Source organism: Plantactinospora sp. ZYX-F-223 (assembly GCF_039649625.1).
Lineage (GTDB): Bacteria > Actinomycetota > Actinomycetes > Mycobacteriales > Micromonosporaceae > Plantactinospora.
Map to the genome: position 1 here is coordinate 108,661 of NZ_JBDJAV010000007.1, position 16,938 is coordinate 125,598.

The window sequence follows — 16,938 nt, forward strand, 5'->3', positions numbered from 1 at the left end:
GTCGATGGCTGCCCGCATTACGGCGACCGTCGCTTACGAGACGACCGCTGGAATGTGACGTATCCGGGGCCCACGGATGGGGGCTACCTTTTGCCGTGACCAGGCCTCGAAACATTTCGGTCATGCGTAACAGTCTCAGTAACGGGACCGTCGCTGGCTGCCGGCTCGACGGGCGAACGGGAGGATGCGATGCGACCGGCCGTGCGGACAGCGGACCCGGATCCGGATCCGGACGGCGGTACGGCCGAACGACTCTCCCAGGCCGAGGTGACATTCCGGGTGCTTGGTCCGCTGGCACTCGCCAAGGGCACGGAGGCGGTTGTGTTGCCGCCGTCCCGGGTGACCAACCTGCTCGCAGCGCTGCTGCTGCGCCCCAACGAGGTGGTCTCGGTGGGCGCCCTGCAGGAGGCGATCTGGGGCGACGACCAGCCGGCGGCCGCGAAGGGGGCGCTGCAGACCTGTGCCATGCGGCTGCGCCAGCTCTTCGTCCGGCATGGGATCACCGCCACGGCCATCGAGACGGTGCCTGGCGGGTACCGGGTCCGCGCGTCCGCCGAAACGGTCGATCTGGTCCGGTTCCGCGAACTGGCCAAGGCTGCCGAATCGCGGCCGCAGGACGATCAGCAGCTCGTGCTCCTCGAGGCGGCCCTGGCGCTGTGGAACGGTCCGGTGCTGGCCAACGTGCCGTCGGAAACGTTGCACCGCGACGTCGTACCGAGGCTGAACGAGGAGCGGTTGCGGGTCCTGGAGCGGCTCTGCGACCTGAAGATTCAGCTGGGTTTCACCGCGACCGCCCTGGTCCAACTCTGGGAGGCCACCCGCGCCTACCCGGGGAACGAGCGCTTCGCCGAGCAGCTCATCGAGGCGCTGTACCGGACTGGCCGGCAGACCGAGGCGGTGGCCGAGTACCGAAGGATCAAGGACTACCTCTCCGGCGAGCTGGGCGTCGATCCCAGGCCCCGCCTGCGGCGGCTCGAGTCGAACATCCTGACCGGACAGATGCTGGACGGGCGGGCTCAGATCGCCACCTCCGCCCAGTCCGCCGAGCCGCACGACGCGGCGGCGAGCCGGCCGTCCGTCCGGGCGCCGCGGGAGTTCGTCGGGCGCGCCGCCGCTGCCCGGGTCGTGGCCGAACGGCTCGTCACCGCGACCGGCATCGTCGTGCTGACCGGCCCACCCGGCGTCGGTAAGAGCGCGCTGGCCCGGTACGTGGCGGCGCAGCGGAGAGAGGACTTTCCGGCCGGCCAACTCATGGTCAGGATGCGGGCCCCGGGTGGCGAGCCGCTGACCACCGACGAGCTGGCCGCCCGGGTGGCGGGCTGGACGCGCACCGGCGCCCGGCGACGCGGCCTGCTGATCCTGGACGATGTGGCCGACGTGCAGCAAGCGCTCACGGTCGCACCGATGTGGACTCCCGGGGACGCCGTCCTCCTCACCAGCCAGTTCAGTCTCGCCGGCGTCGTCGCGCGGTTCGGTGGTTGGATAGAGCGGCTGGAGGGGCTCAGCCCCGCCGAGTCGGTCACGCTGCTGTCCACGCTGATCGGCGAGGAGCGGGTGGAGGCCGAGCCGGCCGCCGCGGCGGAGCTCGCCGAACTGTGTGGCCACCTGCCGCTGGCGTTGCGGATCGCCGCCGGCCGTCTGCTCACCCGGACCAGGACGAGCCTGGCCGAGTCGGTCGCCTGGCTCCGCGAAGATCCGATCAATCGGCTGGCGCTTCCCGGCGACCCGGACATGTCGTTGCTGGGCCGGTTCGACACCGCGGTGAACCGGCTGCCCCCGGCACTTGTGGACGCGTTCCTGCGCCTCGGTACGCACGAGCAGGACGCGCTCGCGCTGCCCGCCGTGGCGGACCGGCTACGGGTCACGCCCGACGTCGCCGAGGCGATAGTCGACCAGCTCACCGACGCCAGCCTGTTCGACGAGCGTCCGGGGCACTACCGGATGCGCGAGCTCCTTCGGCTCTACTCCCACGCCGCCACCGACGGTCGGCGGCCGGGCGCCGGCGCCGTTGTCACCCTCACCGCTTCAGGAACGGAGTTCCGATGACCGCTATATATGAGTCCGTTGCTGCCACCCGGCCTCGGATCCGCCGAGATGTGCTGTTCACCGCCGCATATGACGGCGTTCTCTTTCACAACCCGGCAGGCGGCTTCCGGATCACCTCACCCAGCGCCTATCGACTGGCCAGCCTGCTGGTCCCGCACCTCAACGGACGCCGGACGGTAGCCGAGCTCTGTGCCAAGCTGCCCGAGCCGCAACGCGCCATGGTCGGCGAACTTGTCAGCGCCCTCTTGACCCGCAAGCTCGCCCGCGACATCCCGCCGGACGAGGTGGATCCGGCGACGGTCGTCGGCGCGGCGGTGGCGAAGCGGTTTGCCAGTCAGATCGGCTACATCGACCACTACGTCGACGGCGCGCCGCACCGGTTCGCCGCCTTCCGCGAGAGCACCGCAGCGGTCATCGGGAGCGGGCCGATCGCGCACGCCTGCGCCACCAGCCTGGTACGCAACGGGATGGCCCGGGTAGCGCTCGTCGGCAGGGGCGACGGGACCGCCGCCGCGGAAGCCGCGGAACTGCACTCCACCGGCGTACCGTCCGCGGTGCTCGACTGGCCGGCCGGCGGGGACGAGCTGAGCTGGGCCGACCTGGCCGAAGCCGACGTCGTACTGGTGGCCGGTGGCGACGGCGCCGCCCGGCTGGCGCACCGCCTGCTCGCCGCCGGCGTTCCCGAGGGCAAGACGATGATTCCCGCGTGGACGTTCGGCAGCCGGGCGATCATCGGCCCGGCCTGCGGTGCCGGTCACCGGGGCTGCTGGTACTGCGCGATGCTGCGGTTGACGGCCAACGCCGGCGGTGCGGACGCCGCCGACGTCTGGCGCCAGGTGGCGGTCGCCGCCGCCGCGCCGTCGACCCTCCCCCGGCCGGCCGGCCCGCTGGCTGCCATGATCGGCAACCTGCTGGGCTTCGAGGTGTTCCGGCTCACCACCGGCGCCTTGACCGCCGAGACCGACGGCAAGCTGATCGTGCAGGATCTGGACTCGCTCGACGTGGTAAGCGAACCGCTGTTGCCGCACCCACTGTGTGTCTACTGCCGGCCGGAACCGCCGCGGATCCCGCTGGCCGCCGTCGTCATCGACGCGCCGTCGCCCGCCCAGGTCGCCGACGAGGACGAGGCGGCCGACGCCGCAGCCGCCGAACTGGCCGCGCGGGACCTCCTGCTCCAGCCGCACGCCGGCGTGTTCCAGAGCTACGAGGACGAGGACTGGGAGCAGACGCCGGTCAAGATCGGTACGGTACGGTTCACCGATCCGTCAGGGAAACCCCGGCGGATCAGTGCCTTCGACGTACACCATGTGGTCGGGGCCCGGACGCGCGCGCTGGCGCTGGCCGCCGTCGCGTACGCCGATCAGCTCGGCGCGAGCCCGCACGACACGGGACCGGTTACCGGCGACTGCCTGACGAGCGACGCGCGGGTCGAACTGCCGCGGGCGGTGGTCGAGCCGTTCGGCATCGCCAACGCGGACCGGGTTGTCGAGCCGAGCCGCGCCGGAGCCGGGGCTGGCTTCGACCCCGCCGCGGCGATTCGGGAAGGGCTCGCCTCCGCCTTGGCGTTCGCCGCGCTGCGGGACGCGATAGCCGGTACGCCGGTGGCGCAGGTGCCGCTGGACGCGCTCGGGGACGACCCGGAGCTGCGGTTCCTCGCCAAGTCAGCGGCGAATCTGGACGTCACTGTCGACCTGCTCGACCTCACCGCGAGTGCGCCGGGTGGGGTACCCACGCTGCTCGGCCGGTGCGTCGAGCCGCGCAGCGGCGGAAAGCTCTGGTCGATCGCCGCCGACCCGTCGTGGCGGAACGCCGCTGTGCGTACGCTGTGCGACCTGCTCGGGCGGGTCCAGCTTCGACAGCAGTCGGCTGACCCGGAGGCCACCGACGGGTCTGACCCCATGCTCGTCGACTTCGACGCCGACACCCTCGCGGTGGCCGGTACCGCTCCGGTCGGGCTCGACGCGGGTGGCGGCTGGCAGGGTGTGCTGGACGATCTGGCGAAGGCCGGCACAGATGTCGTGGTGGTGCCGATCGGCGGCGCCGACCTGCCGGCCGGTGGCCTGTCCGCGGTCCGCGTCGTGCTCCAGGAGAGGTCCTGTTGATGAGCTCGGCCGCCGTGGATCCGGGACACCGGATCACCGCAGCGCTCAGCGCGCTGCTGAACGCCGCCGACCCGTCGTCGCCGGTCGTCGTGTATCCACTCGGCGTACGCGACGAACTCGGCGTACGCGACGAACTCGGCGTACGCGATGAACTCGGTGCACGCGACGAACCCGGTGCACGCGACGAACTCACCGCCACGGTGCCAGCGGGTGGCCTCGCGACAGCGCATGCGCGGGTGCTGGTCTACGGCCGGCATGCCCTGCTCGCCCCGGAACCGGGCGGGGTTGGCTGTGCCCGTTGTCTCGCCCGCCGATGGCAGGCGATCCGGCCGGCGGAGCTGCGCGACGCCCTGGAGCTGGGTGGCGAGACAGCAGCCGCGGGGGACTGGCCCTACGCGACCCCGTTCGCCGCGGACGCCCTGCGCGCCCTGCTCGCGGCGGCGGCCGGCGCCACCGTCCACGTACTCGACCTGGAGACGCTGCGGGTGAGCCGGGTGCCGCTGGTACCGGACGGCGACTGCCCGGAGTGCGCCCGCGCGGTGCCGGACGCACCCACGGCGCCGGAGCTGACGGCGAGCCCGAAACGCGCGCCGGACGCCTTCCGCATCCGCGATGCCGCCGACTATCCACTCTCGACCATCGCGTTGGTCAACCCGGTCTGCGGCGTGCTCGGCCCCGGCCTGCGGCCTGACGCCACGTCACGGTCGGCGGCGGCGGTGCACGGAGCCTTCCAGGCGCGCGGCGGCGAGTACCTGCGGGAGATGCTCCACGGTGGCCACGCCGACAGCTACGCGCGCAGCGCACGACTGAGCCTGCTGGAGGGACTCGAGCGGGCCGCTGGTATGCGGCCGTCCAGCAAGCGCACCACGGTGGTCGCGGCCCTGGACGACCTCGGCGAAGACGCGCTCGACCCGCGCGAGTGCGGGGTGTACGCGGACGAGTTCTACAAGTCGAACCGCCGCATCAGGCGGTTCGCGCCCGATCGGCCGATCCCCTGGGTCTGGGGATGGTCGATGCGTGACGCGCGGCCGATCCTGGTGCCCGAGGTGTCGGTCTACTACCACCACGCGAGGGTGGAGGACCGCTTCGTCCAGGAGTGCTCCAACGGCTGCGCCTCGGGCGCCAGCCTGGTGGAAGCGGTGTACCACGGCCTGATGGAGGTGATCGAGCGAGACGCCTTCATGATTGCCTGGTACGGCAAGCGCTCCCTGGCCGAGATCGACCCTCAGACCAGCCGCCGCCCTCAGACCCGGCTCATGGTGGACCGGCTGGCGATGTACGGCTACCGGGCCCGGTTCTTCGACGCGAGGTGCACGTTCGACATCCCCGCGGTCACCGCCGTGGCGGAACGGATCGACGGCGGCTTCGGCACGCTCGCCTTCGGCGGCGGGGCGAGCCTGGACCCGGAGACCGCGGTCGCCGCGGCGCTGTGCGAGATCGCGGCCGACGCGATCCTGCTCAGGGTGCGCGCCGCCAGCGTGGAGCCCGAGCTGCGCGAGATGGTCGACGCCTATGACAAGGTGATGAACCTGCACGACCATCCGCAGCTGTACGGGCTGCCGGAGATGCGCGGGCACGCGTCGTTCCTGCTCGACTCTGGCGCCGCGCCACGCTCGATGACCGAGACGTACGCCGGTGCCCGGCCGGCTCCCCCGCTCGCCGGCGACCTGCGTGACGACCTCGAACGATCTGTGTCGACGGTGACCGCGCAGGGCTTCGACGTGATCGTGGTCGACCAGACCCGGCCGGAACAGCGGGACCTCGGCCTGCACACGGCCAGCGTGACGGTACCGGGGCTGTTGCCGATCGACTTCGGCTGGCAGCGGCAGCGGGCCCTGCACATGCCCCGCCTCCGTACCGCCCAGCGCCATGCCGGGCTGGCCGACCACGACCTGCGCGACGACGAGATCCACCGGGTCCCGCACCCGTACCCCTGAGGTGAGGCGATGACGACAACCGACACTGCCGGCAGCTACGCGCACGAGTACGCGACGGCAGTCCTTATGCGCAACCGGGTTCCGATGCCACCGGTCGACTTCAACCCCGACTGGTCGGACAAGCCCCGGCCGACGAAGTACTACCCCGGTGCCCTGTCGTTCCCGTTGCCCGACATGCCACCGCCGCACTCCGCCACGGTCGGTGCGGGCATCGCCGGGGAGCCGGGGGACGAGGCGTTCAGCCTGCCGATGCTGGGCGCCATGCTCCGCGACTCCTACGGGCTGATCGGCCGCCGGCTCGGCATCCAGGCCAACACCGACACACCCGGGTATCCGTGGTACGCACGGGCGACCTGGCACCGCGGCACCGCCTCCGGCGGTGGCCTCTACCCATGCAGCGTCTACTGGATCGCCGGGCCCGGGGCCGGAGTCTGCCCGGGGGTGTACCACTACTCCTGCCGGCACCACGCGATGCAGCGGTTGCTGGCCGGTGACGTGACGGCGAGGGTACGCGCGGCCGCCGACCTCCCGGACGACTCCACCCAGTTCCTGGTGGTCGGCGTCAAGTACTGGGCGAACTCCTTCAAGTACAACAACTTCTCGTATCACGCGGTGTCGATGGATGTGGGTACGCTGCTGCAGACCTGGCGGTTGTGGGCCGGTGGCCAGCGGCGGCGGATCGAGCCGAGGTTCTGGTTCGACCAGGCGGCGCTGCGCCACCTGCTCGGAGTGCCCCCGGACGACGAGGGCCTGTTCACGGTCGTACCGCTGAGGTGGACGGCGGCCGGGGCGACCCACGCGCCGCCCCGGGCGGCCGCGGCGACGGCGACGGCGACCGACGGTGCCTCGGTGCTGCGGCGCGACTCCGAGCGGTCCCGCGTCGTACTGACCTTCGACGCGTTGCGGCGCGTCCACCGGGAGACGGCGGAGTCGGCCACGCCCCGGCCGGAATCGGGTGCCCTGGCCGCCGCCGCGGCCAGGCCCGTGCCCGATGGCGGCGACCGGGTGGCGCTTCCACCGGCGCGCACGATGGACATGCCGATCCGCACCGCGTTGAGCCGTCGGCGCAGCAGCTTCGGCCGGTTTGACGGCAGCGTCGCGATGGACGGGGCCGACCTGGCCGCGCTGCTCACCGCCGCATCTTCCGCGCGCCTGCCGACCGAGATCACCAGTGACGACGGGGACCTGGCGAAGTTCTATCTCTTCGTCAACCACGTCGACGGGGTGGCACCCGGCAGCTACGAGTACGACCCGGCGCGCCACGAACTGCGCGCCATCCGGCCCGGCCCACCCGGCATGTTCCTACAGCGCAACTACTTCCTGCCCAACTACAACCTGGAGCAGGCCGCCGTGGTGATAGTGCCGACCATCCGGGTACACGCGGTGCTGGACGCGGTCGGCCCTCGTGGCTACAACGTCGTGAACGCGACGATCGGCGCGGTGGCGCAGAACGTCTACACCGCCGCGGCGGCGCTCGACGTCGGCTGCGGTGTCGCGCTCGGGTTCGACGGCGTCTCCTACGTCGAGGAGCTTGGGCTCGACGCGACCGGCGAGACGCCACTGCTGATCATGCTCGCCGGCCACGAACGGGACCTGCCCGGCGACTACCGGCACGAGCTGCGGTGAGCCGGGCCATGATGACGTTCCGCACAGCCGAGGAAGTCGCGCCGCCACGACGCCGTCTGGGTACCCACTTCGCGGTACGGGTCGGCGGCCTGCCGTACGACACGGTGGCGGCGCTGCGATGCCCGGAGGCGGCCAGGTACGCCGGCGAGCTCCTCGACCTCGAAGCCGAGCTGCGCGCCGACGCGGACCGCGTCAGCGACGTGCTGCACCACCTGGTGGGAGCCAACGAAGACAGCGAGTCCCGACGGCGGCTGCTCGCGCTGCGCCGGCAGATCTTCAAGGGGGTGCTCCCCGCCGACCAGGAGGGCGCGCTCGCCGCGGTGGCCGCGGTCGACCCGACCGCGGTCGACCCGGTACGGGACTGGCTGGCCCTCGCGCAGCGGATGGCGTGGCTGCGGCAGGAGTTGGGCACCCGGCTCGACAAGGAGATCAACGACTCCCGCGCCGAGCTGTGGCGCCTCTCCGGCGACCCGCGGCTGCGCGCCGGTATCCAGATCGCGTCACCGGCACTGGACGAGCAGCTTGTCGCCTTCGCGGGGCGTGACGGTGCGCCGCCGCCGGCGAAGAAGATGCGGCGGGTGGAACGGTCGGTCCTGTCGTACCTCTACCGCACCGCGTGCAAGACCAGCCCCTTCAGCTCGTTCACCGGGATCGGGGTGGGCGAGTTCGACGCGGGCGCGACCGAACCGGATCTTGCGGTGCCGGCGCGGTGGCACCGCTACGTCAGGCTCAACGTGGTCGTGGTGACCCGCATCGTGGATGCGATCAGCGCCGACCTCGGCCGCCGGGGCGACCTGCCGGTGGTGTTGAGCCCCGGCCTGCGCCAGGACGCCGAGCGGGTGCGGTACGTGCGGCGTTGGGTCACGCCCGGCGACGACAGCGCCTCGGTCAGCTTCGACTCGATCCAGGACGGGCTGTTCTACCTGCGTCGCAGCGGCCTGCTCGACCAGCTCACCGGTCTGCTCCAGGACGGTGCGCGGCGTTGCGCGGACCTCGCCGCCTGGCTGCGGCAGCAGACACAGGCGAGCCCGGAGCAGTGCGAGGAGTATCTGTCCATCCTGCTCCGGCTGGGCATCCTCCAGGTCGACGGGTTCGCCGTCGAGGTGCACACGCCCGATCCGCTGCGCAACCTCCGGGACTTCCTCACCACCCTCGACCGGCCCTGGGCCGACGACCTGGCGGTACGCCTGGCCGAGCCGATCGAGCTCGTCGAGGCGTTCCGCGTCGGTGAACTCGCCGACCGGCGGTCCGCCCTGCGCCGGTTGCGGGGGGCCCTGCGGGACATCCAGGTCTGGCTGGGAGCCGAGGCGGCATCCCTGCCGCAGGCCCTGCTCTACGAGGACTGCCGCGTCGATGAGGACCTGTCCACGCCGGCCGACGAGTGGCGACGGCTGGTCGGCGGCGACCTCGCCGCGGTGGAAGGGGTGCTGCCGGCCTTCGACATGACGCTGCCGCACCGGGTCACGTTCCACGGCTTCTTCCTGGCCAGGTACGGCAGGGGCGGCCGCTGCGACGACCTGCTGCGCCTCGTCGAGGACTTCCACGAGGATCTGTACGAGCAGTACGCGTCCTACACCGCCGACCTGCGACCGTTCGCCGAGGACGGTACCTACCGGCCCGAGGAGAACTGGCTCGGCCGGCCGGAGTTGCCCGCGCTCGACCGGGCCAGGCAGGACTTCGCCGACTACCTGCGCTCGGCTGCCGCGGCGGCTCCGGAGGCGCCCGAGATCGAACTCGATCCCGCGGTGCTGAACAAGCTCACTCGAGGCGTGCGCGACCTGCTCGGCGGGTTCCGGCCGCAGGCTCACCTCGTCCAGGTCGCCCGGCGGCGGGAGGGCCCCCTGCTGGTGCTGAACCAGTCCCTCGGCGGGCTGTCGTTCCCCTTCAGCCGCTTCACGCACTGCTTCGAGGACACCGCGCTCTCCGCGCACCTGCGGGCGCAGGCGGCCGCCGTCGCGCCGCCGGGAGCCGTCTTCGCCGAGCTGACCGGCGGCGCGGCGACCACCAACCTGAACCTGCACGCGCAGCTCACCGACTACGTCATCGTCTGCCCCGGGGAGACGAGCCTGGTGCCGGAGGCCAACCAACTGCCCCTGGCCGACCTGTACGTGCAGCACGACGTCGACACCGACCAGGTGGTGCTGCGTTCCCACCGGCTGGGCAAGGAGGTAATCCCGGTATACCTGGGCTACCTGGTGCCGATGGCGCTGCCACAGCTACACCGCACGCTCCTGCTGCTGTCGCCGACGTCGATGGCCCCGCTCGACCTGTGGCGGGGTGTGCCGAAGCCGCCGGCCGTGGAGGGCGTCACCACGCGTCCACGGGTCCGCGTCGGTGACGTGGTGATCAGCCGGCGAAGCTGGTCGATGACGGCGGCCGCGCTTCCGCGTCGCGGTGATGGCGACACCGACACCGCCTGGTTCCTCGGCTGGCAGCGGTGGCGACGGGCGAACGGGTTGCCCGCCCAGATGTTCGCGACCGTCCACGGTGGGAGCGGTGGTCGGGCGAGAGCGAAACCGAAGCCCCAGTACGTCGACTGTGACAGCTACCTGTCACTGCTGGCCTTGGAGGCGTCGCTGGACGGCGCCGAGGACCGCGTGGTGCTGCGCGAGATGCTGCCCGCCGGCGACGAGCTGGTGGCGAGCTCCGACCGCGGTGGCCACGTCGCCGAGTTCGCCATCGAGACCTTCCCGATCTCCCCGACGGACGGAGCCGGAGATGCCTGAGACGGAGATGCCTGTGACGGAGCCGGCGGCGGCCGGAGAGGCCCTCGCCGCCGAGCCTGGGCGGTGGCTGGCCATCCACATCTTCTACGGCGGCAGCGCCCGGCCGATGCTGACCGAATGCATCCGGCCGCTGGTCGACGAGTTGCGCGCGCGGAACCTGCTGGCCTGCTACTTCTTCATCAACTACTGGCTCGAAGGCCCGCACGTCCGGCTGCGGCTCAAGCTCCGCACCGCCGCCGACGAGCCCGCCGTACGCGCCGCGGCCGATGCGGCCATCCAACGGTTCCTGACCGAACGACCGGCGCTGTACGAGCTGGACGCCGGCTACCGGGCGGAGCTCTACAACCTCCTGTTCGACCTGGAGTTCCCCCAGGGCAAGCCGGCCGAGCTGGTCGGCCCGGACGGCAACGTGCGGATGCAGCCGAACAACTCCTTCAGCTACCGCCCCTACGAGCCGGAGTACGGCAAGTACGGCGGCCCGGCCGGTGTCGCCCTCGCCGAATGGCATTTCGAGTACTCCAGCGACGTGCTGATCGACGCGGTCCGGACGATGAACCTCCACCTGCGGCCGGTGACGCTGGGCACCGCGGCGCAGCTGATGCTGGTGACGGCCGGCACGTTCCTGCCCGACCGCGCCGAGCTGGCCGAGTTCCTGGACATCTACCACGACTTCTGGCACCGGGCCTTCGCCGGCACCGACTTCGTCAACGGCATCGACTACGCGACCATGTACGAGCGGCTGGCGCCGGACCTGGACCGGCGGTTCCAGCCCATCCTCGGTGCGCTGGACCGCGGCGAGCAGCACCGGTTGCCGGCGTTCCTGCGCGGCTGGGCCGAGCACGCCGCGCAACTGCGGGAGCGGGCGGGGCGGCTGGCCGAGTCGGGGCAGCTGACGTTTGCCTTCCCGGAGGGCACTCCCGCCGTCACGGTCACCGACCCGCGAGTGGCCCTGCCGCGGTTGCTCTCGCCGTACCTGCACATGACGAACAACCGGCTGTACGTCACACTCCGGGACGAAGCCTACCTGGCGTACCTGCTGGGCAGGGCGGTGCGTGACTCGTTGGCGGCGAGATGACCGACAGCGCGCTGAGCGACCGGGCGACGCTGCTCACCAACCGGCCGCGGGTGCGGTCGGACCTGCTGTTCTCCCGGGAGCTGGGCCGCGGGCCGGACCGGATCTATCTGGTGAAGGTCCGTGGCGGCAAGGCGTTCGAGGTCGCGGCCAAGGAGCGGTTCCTGCTGAGCCGGTTGGACGGGCAGCGGTCGCTGGCCGAGATCGGCGAGGAGTACGCGACCCGGTTCGGCCGCCGGCTGGGCCCGGCGCAGTGGTCGCAGCTGCTGTGGCTGCTGCACCAGCGTGACCTGCTGCGGCCGCCCGGGGCGCCGGAGGGGCGCGCGGTCGCGCCACCGCGCACGCTGGGCCGGCTCGCCGCCGCGTTCGCGTGGGTCTTCTCGGCCCCGTCCGGCGTCGTCCTCGGTGTCGGGTTGCTGGCCATGTACGGCTCGCTCGCGGCGGCGGCTCCCGGACTGTGGCGGGCCGCCGCGCCGGCGTTCGGCGACTGGCGCCACGTGGCCGGGATCGCCGCGGTCTGCTACCTCAGCGCGATGCTGCACGAGCTGGCGCACGGCGTCGCGGCGATCCATTTCGGCTGCCGGGTCGTCCGGCTCAACCTGCTGGCCTTCAGCTGCCGGGTGGAGGAGTACCAGTACCTGCCCGCACGCGCGCAGCAGGTCGTCATCGCGGCCGCGGGCGGCGTGGCGAACAGCCTCCTCGTCGTCCCCTTCGCGCTCGCCTGGCAGGTGACAGCGGACGGCTCGGCCGGGCACCGGTTCGCGGCGGCGGTGGTCGTCGCCGGCGCGGTGCAGAGCCTCGTCAACTTCGTCCCGATACCGCCGCTGGACGGGTACAAGATGCTCAGTCACCAGGTCGGCATGGTCGCGCTCGCCGAGGAGAGCCGCTGGTACCTCTGGTCGCGGCCCCGGTACTGGCTGACCCGACGCGGTCCGCGCTACCCGAGGCGGGCCCGGTTGGTGCTCGGCCTGTACGGCATGGCGTGGCACGCCACGATCGCCGGCGCCGGCACGGCCATCGCGTACGGCGCCGGTGACCTGTTGCGGCCGTACCTCGGTCACGCCGGGTACGCCGTGTCGGCGGCGGCCGTCGTCCTGACCATCACCCTGTGGCTCGCCAGCCGGCAGCGGCGTCCCGTGCGGGCCGCACCAACCCAGCAAACCGCGCACCACCAACGAACCCAGTGAGAGGCAAGGCGATGGAAACAAACGCAGAACCGGCCGTGGCGGTCACGCGGCTGAGCAAGTCCTACGGTGAGGTGCGCGCCGTCGACGACGTGACCCTGAACGTGCCGCGCGGCGAGTTCATCGGGTTGCTCGGGCCGAACGGCGCGGGAAAGACCACCCTGATCGAAATCATCGAAGGACTGCGGGTGCCGGATGCCGGCACCGTCACGGTGCTCGGCCACCGTCCGGCGCCGCGCAACCTGGCACTGCTGCCGCTGATCGGGGTGCAGACGCAGCAGTCGGCGTTCTTCCCGCGACTGACCGCGCGCGAGCACCTGGAGACGGTCGCGGCGCTCTACGGCCTGGACCGGCAGGCCGCGCAGCGGGCGCTGGACCAGGTCGGGCTGACCGATTCGGCCGATGTGCGGGTGTCCAACGTCTCCGGCGGTCAGCGGCAACGGCTCGCCATCGCCTCTGCCCTGGTGCACCAGCCCCAGGTGATCTTTCTGGACGAGCCGACCGGCGCGCTGGACCCGCAGGCCCGTCGGGACCTGTGGGTCATGCTGCGCCAGCTCAAAGGGGCTGGAAAGACCATCGTGTACACCACCCACCACCTCGACGAGGCGGAAGCGCTCTGCGACCGCGTCGCCATCCTGCACCGCGGTCGGATAGTGGCGCTGGACGCGCCGCGTCAACTCATCAGCCGTGCCGCCGTGGGCAGCCAGCTGTTGCTGCCGGTCGGCCGGCTCGCGCCGGAGCAAGCCCTCAACGTCGACGGTGTCGACTCGGTGACGGTGGAGAGCGACACGCTCATCCTGCACACCCAGCAGCTCCCCCAAGTCCTTGCCGCACTCGGCGCCACCACCGACCTGGCCGGGATGCAGACCAAGTCGGCCACGTTGGAAGACGTCTACCTGGAACTGATCGGAGCACAGTCATGACCGCCTTCGTGGCGCTGACCCGGGCCACCGTCAAGGCGAGCGCCCGGGACACGGCGACGATCTTCTTCACGTTCGCCTTCCCGCTGATCTTCCTCGTCATCTTCGGCCTGATCTTCCAGGGCCAGGAGGTGGAGGAGACCGGCAACGAATACATCGACTTCATCGCCCCGGGCGTGCTGTCCTGGGGATTGGGCAACGCGGCGGTGTTCGGGATCGCCTTCATGCTCGTGCAGTGGCGCCGGGACGACCTGCTGCGGCTGATCCGGCTCACACCCTCCCGGGCCTCCAGCGTGATGCTCGCCCGCCTCGTCGTCGCCGTCTTCGTCGGGATCGCCCAGTGCGTGCTGTTCATCGCGGTCGCGATGCTTCCACCGTTCAACATGACGGTGGCCGGGCCCTGGCCGCTCGCGCTGCCCATCATGCTGCTGACCATCGCCACCTTCCTGGCGCTCGGGCTGATCATCGGTTCGGCGGCGAACACCCCGGAGGCGGTGGGAGCCGTCACCAACTGCGTCGTCATACCCATGGCGTTCCTGTCCGGCGCGTTCATCCCGGTCGAGCTCATGCCGGGTTGGCTGCAGAGCGTCTCGTACGCGATGCCGTTGCGCTACGTCGACGATGCCCTGGTCTACTCTCTCGCGGGCGCCGGTGAGGCGAAGGCGTACTGGGTCGCCTGCCTGGCGCTGCTCGGGTTCGGCGCCGTCTTCACCGCGGTCGGCCTGCGCCTGTTCAAGTGGGGCAACGAGGAATGACGCCTGCACTCCAGACCGCGCCGGAGGCCCCGCTCGCCGCCGGCGCGGTCCAGCTCCAGCGCGACCTCGACGCCCGATGGTCGGCGCGCCGGGTGCCCGGCGGCGAGCCGCCCACGGTGGTCACGCTCGGTGCCGTTGACGTCACGATCGCCCCCGACCCGGTACGCCGCGCCGCCAACGTCCACCTGACCGGCGGCGCGGTGCTGCTCGGGCCGTGGGGCGGTGCTCCCGGTCACTCGAAGCCTTGTGGACACTGCGTTGGCGTGCGCTGGCAGCGCCTGCGTGGCCGCACCGAACGCGAAGCGCTGGAGGTCGGCCTCGGGCTCAACACCACCGGCGTCTGGCCGGAGCTGCCCGAGTACATTGTGGACGCGGTGTGGAGCCTGTTCTGCGCGCTCGTCGACTCGCCGCCCGCAGCCGGCGCCTATCTCGACCCGGACAGTGCCACGCTGTCCCGGATCACCTCGGTAGAGCTGGGCGGTCTGCGCTCGTACACGGTGCCGCTGCTGCGCGAGCCGCTCTGCCCGAGCTGTGCCGATGCCGTACCGGACGGCGCGCCGCCGTTCGAGACGCCGCGATCGCGCCCGAAACCCCAGCCGGACCGGTACCGTGTGCGCGGCGTGCACGACTACCCCCTGCCGGTCGGCGCGCTGGCAAACCCGGTGTGCGGCGCCATCGGGGCGGGCGCGCTGATGAACCCCGTACTGCCGACGACCGCCGCGGTGACCGGCGGCGTCTTCAACCGTGGCTACGCGGGCCTGATGGACATCGCCTGGAGCGGGCACGCCAACAGCTTCGCCGACAGCCTGCGCCTGGCCTACCTCGAAGGGGTGGAACGCTACGCCGGCACCCACCGGCGCCGCCCGGGCCCACCGCTGGTCGCCGCGTACACCGAGGTCGCCGACCGGGCACTCGATCCGACCTCCTGCGGCTTGTACACCGACGAGACCTACGACGCCGACCACATGGTGCGGCGGTTCGAACCCTCCAGACCGATCCCCTGGGTATGGGGACACCGGATGCGCGGCGGCGAACCGATCCTGGTGCCGCGGCGGTTCTGCTTCTACATGTCAGGGGCGGACGGGGACAACTTCGTCCTCTCCTCGTCCAGCGGCTGTGCCACCGGCGGCTGCCTCGAGGAGGCGATCCTGTACGGGCTGCTGGAGCTCGTCGAACGGGACGCCTTCGTGCTCGGTTGGTACGGCCGGGAGCGGTTGCGTCGCATCGACCTGGACTCGTGCGACAACGCCGCGGTGCGCACGATGGTCGACCGCGCCCGGCTCGCGGGCTACGACGTGCTCGCCTTCGACAATCGCATCGACCTGACCGTGCCCGTGGTCACCACGGTGGCGGCGCGCCGCGACGGTGGACCGGGGCTGTTGTCGTTCGCTGCGGCGGCGCACCTGGCGCCGGAGCGCGCCGTCGCCGCCGCGCTCTCCGAAACGCTGACCTACATCCCGCTCAAGCGCCGAACGACCCTGCGACGGCGGCACCAGCTCGACGCCATGGCCGAGGACTACTCGCTGGTCCAGACCGTGCACGACCACGCCGACCTGTTCGGCCTGCCGGCGATGCGCGAACACGCCGAGGACTATCTCGCCGATCGCCCACTCGAGTCGATGGCTGCGGTGTACGGCACGCCCCGGCCGCCCGATCCCGACCTGGGCCAGGACCTGCAGGGGGTACTGGACGAGCTGCACGGCAAGGGCTACGACGTGATCGTCGTCGACCAGACCACCCCGGAGCAGCTCGGGATGGGGCTCCGTACCGTCTGCACGATCGTGCCCGGCCTGCTGCCGATAGATTTCGGCTGGCGTCGCCAACGGGCCCTCACGATGCCCCGGCTGGAGCGGAGACTGCGCGAGCGGGGCGGTGCGGTCGACGGGCCGCGGCTGGTCCCCCATCCGTTCCCGTAACGTCGCGTTCGTTACGGCGGTGGCCGCCAAGCTCTGATGCACCTGCCGGCCACCGCCGTCAACCGTTCTCCACGGTCAGGCGCTTGTCGCCGCGCACGAGGTGGAGCTCGTGCAGCTGCAGCTCGACGTGGTGGCGCACGACGTCGACGCAAGAACGGCCTCGGTGACGTCGGTGTAGTCGGCGATCGAGAAGGTCTCCGTCTCCAGGGCGAGGATCTCCTCGGCCAGGAGGTCGAGGTCGGTCTGATCGTTCATGGGCACTCCTCGGTATGGCGGTGGTGGCCGCCGCGTTCGACCGCGCCGGCCACCACCGGGTCCACTGCTGATCGGCTGGTCAGCCGCAGCAGGAGCTGGACGAGTTGGAGCTCGTGCACGACGTGGTGCTGCTGCAGCACGAGGTGGTGGCGGAGCAGGAGGTCGAGGCGAGGACCGCCTCGGTGACGTCGGCGTAGTCGGAGATCGCGAAGGTCTCCGTCTCCAGGGCGAGGATCTCCTCCGCGAGGAGGTCGAGTTCGTTCTGCGCGTTCATGGGGACTCCCTTGTGCTGTGTCGGGGCCGGACTCTCCGGACGAGGGCCTGGCTTTGCCACCACAGTCCACCGGGTGACGCTCACCGATCGGCCACAGCGCGCTGGCAGGGCGCCGACCGACGATG

General features: G+C 71.6%; 12 protein-coding genes. 10 read left to right on the forward strand and 2 right to left on the reverse strand.

Translation table 11 applies throughout. From position 1 onward, the window contains the following. Window positions 1-189: 189 nt before the first annotated feature. From AAH979_RS09430 to AAH979_RS09475, 10 genes are read left to right on the forward strand one after another with little or no spacing between them, the layout of a single operon-like run. Window positions 190-2,046, forward strand: coding sequence for a BTAD domain-containing putative transcriptional regulator (locus tag AAH979_RS09430; RefSeq protein WP_346257678.1), 1,857 nt, complete (start codon window positions 190-192; stop codon window positions 2,044-2,046). Further along, window positions 2,043-4,148 carry a TOMM precursor leader peptide-binding protein gene (locus AAH979_RS09435; protein WP_346257679.1) on the forward strand — a complete coding sequence of 702 codons (2,106 nt, stop codon included), beginning with the start codon at window positions 2,043-2,045 and terminating at the stop codon, window positions 4,146-4,148. Before AAH979_RS09430 ends, AAH979_RS09435 begins: the two co-directional genes overlap by 4 nt. After that, window positions 4,148-6,085, forward strand: coding sequence for a TOMM precursor leader peptide-binding protein (locus AAH979_RS09440; RefSeq protein ID WP_346257680.1), 1,938 nt, complete (start codon window positions 4,148-4,150; stop codon window positions 6,083-6,085). Before AAH979_RS09435 ends, AAH979_RS09440 begins: the two co-directional genes overlap by 1 nt. Before the next feature lie 9 nt (window positions 6,086-6,094). Further along, window positions 6,095-7,711 (forward strand): nitroreductase family protein, encoded by a 1,617-nt coding sequence (locus AAH979_RS09445; protein WP_346257681.1) that lies wholly within the window; start codon window positions 6,095-6,097, stop codon window positions 7,709-7,711. Between the two features lie 11 nt (window positions 7,712-7,722). After that, window positions 7,723-10,437: a lantibiotic dehydratase gene (locus AAH979_RS09450; RefSeq protein WP_346257682.1), complete on the forward strand. Its 2,715-nt coding sequence runs from the start codon at window positions 7,723-7,725 to the stop codon at window positions 10,435-10,437. Window positions 10,438-10,444: 7 nt separating this feature from the next. Beyond that, complete coding sequence (locus AAH979_RS09455; RefSeq protein ID WP_346257810.1) at window positions 10,445-11,512, forward strand: lantibiotic dehydratase C-terminal domain-containing protein; 1,068 nt, start codon at window positions 10,445-10,447, stop codon at window positions 11,510-11,512. Beyond that, window positions 11,509-12,696, forward strand: coding sequence for a peptidase M50 (locus tag AAH979_RS09460; protein ID WP_346257683.1), 1,188 nt, complete (start codon window positions 11,509-11,511; stop codon window positions 12,694-12,696). Before AAH979_RS09455 ends, AAH979_RS09460 begins: the two co-directional genes overlap by 4 nt. Then, window positions 12,693-13,616, forward strand: coding sequence for an ABC transporter ATP-binding protein (locus AAH979_RS09465; protein WP_346257811.1), 924 nt, complete (start codon window positions 12,693-12,695; stop codon window positions 13,614-13,616). Before AAH979_RS09460 ends, AAH979_RS09465 begins: the two co-directional genes overlap by 4 nt. Next, on the forward strand, window positions 13,613-14,368 hold the full coding sequence (locus AAH979_RS09470) for an ABC transporter permease (RefSeq protein WP_346257684.1): 756 nt from the start codon (window positions 13,613-13,615) through the stop codon (window positions 14,366-14,368). Before AAH979_RS09465 ends, AAH979_RS09470 begins: the two co-directional genes overlap by 4 nt. Further along, window positions 14,365-16,284: a TOMM precursor leader peptide-binding protein gene (locus AAH979_RS09475; RefSeq protein ID WP_346257685.1), complete on the forward strand. Its 1,920-nt coding sequence runs from the start codon at window positions 14,365-14,367 to the stop codon at window positions 16,282-16,284. Before AAH979_RS09470 ends, AAH979_RS09475 begins: the two co-directional genes overlap by 4 nt. A gap of 75 nt (window positions 16,285-16,359) precedes the next feature. On the opposite strand, the gene AAH979_RS09480 is transcribed toward AAH979_RS09475, so the two are convergent. Together AAH979_RS09480 and AAH979_RS09485 are read right to left on the reverse strand one after the other, a co-directional pair. Then, window positions 16,360-16,539, reverse strand: a complete 180-nt coding sequence (locus tag AAH979_RS09480; protein WP_346257686.1) for a thiazolylpeptide-type bacteriocin — start codon at window positions 16,537-16,539, stop codon at window positions 16,360-16,362. Between the two features lie 79 nt (window positions 16,540-16,618). Continuing rightward, complete coding sequence (locus AAH979_RS09485) at window positions 16,619-16,813, reverse strand: thiazolylpeptide-type bacteriocin (RefSeq protein WP_318397877.1); 195 nt, start codon at window positions 16,811-16,813, stop codon at window positions 16,619-16,621. Window positions 16,814-16,938 lie beyond the last annotated feature (125 nt).

Bases quoted from the DNA above. Each gene is read 5' to 3' on its own strand.
- AAH979_RS09430 (WP_346257678.1), top strand. From the start codon at position 190: ATGCGACCGGCCGTGCGGACAGCGGACCCGGATCCGGATCCGGACGGC.
- AAH979_RS09435 (WP_346257679.1), top strand. From the start codon at position 2,043: ATGACCGCTATATATGAGTCCGTTGCTGCCACCCGGCCTCGGATCCGC.
- AAH979_RS09440 (WP_346257680.1), top strand. From the start codon at position 4,148: ATGAGCTCGGCCGCCGTGGATCCGGGACACCGGATCACCGCAGCGCTC.
- AAH979_RS09445 (WP_346257681.1), top strand. From the start codon at position 6,095: ATGACGACAACCGACACTGCCGGCAGCTACGCGCACGAGTACGCGACG.
- AAH979_RS09450 (WP_346257682.1), top strand. From the start codon at position 7,723: ATGACGTTCCGCACAGCCGAGGAAGTCGCGCCGCCACGACGCCGTCTG.
- AAH979_RS09455 (WP_346257810.1), top strand. From the start codon at position 10,445: ATGCCTGTGACGGAGCCGGCGGCGGCCGGAGAGGCCCTCGCCGCCGAG.
- AAH979_RS09460 (WP_346257683.1), top strand. From the start codon at position 11,509: ATGACCGACAGCGCGCTGAGCGACCGGGCGACGCTGCTCACCAACCGG.
- AAH979_RS09470 (WP_346257684.1), top strand. From the start codon at position 13,613: ATGACCGCCTTCGTGGCGCTGACCCGGGCCACCGTCAAGGCGAGCGCC.
- AAH979_RS09475 (WP_346257685.1), top strand. From the start codon at position 14,365: ATGACGCCTGCACTCCAGACCGCGCCGGAGGCCCCGCTCGCCGCCGGC.
- AAH979_RS09480 (WP_346257686.1), bottom strand. From the start codon at position 16,539: ATGAACGATCAGACCGACCTCGACCTCCTGGCCGAGGAGATCCTCGCC.
- AAH979_RS09485 (WP_318397877.1), bottom strand. From the start codon at position 16,813: ATGAACGCGCAGAACGAACTCGACCTCCTCGCGGAGGAGATCCTCGCC.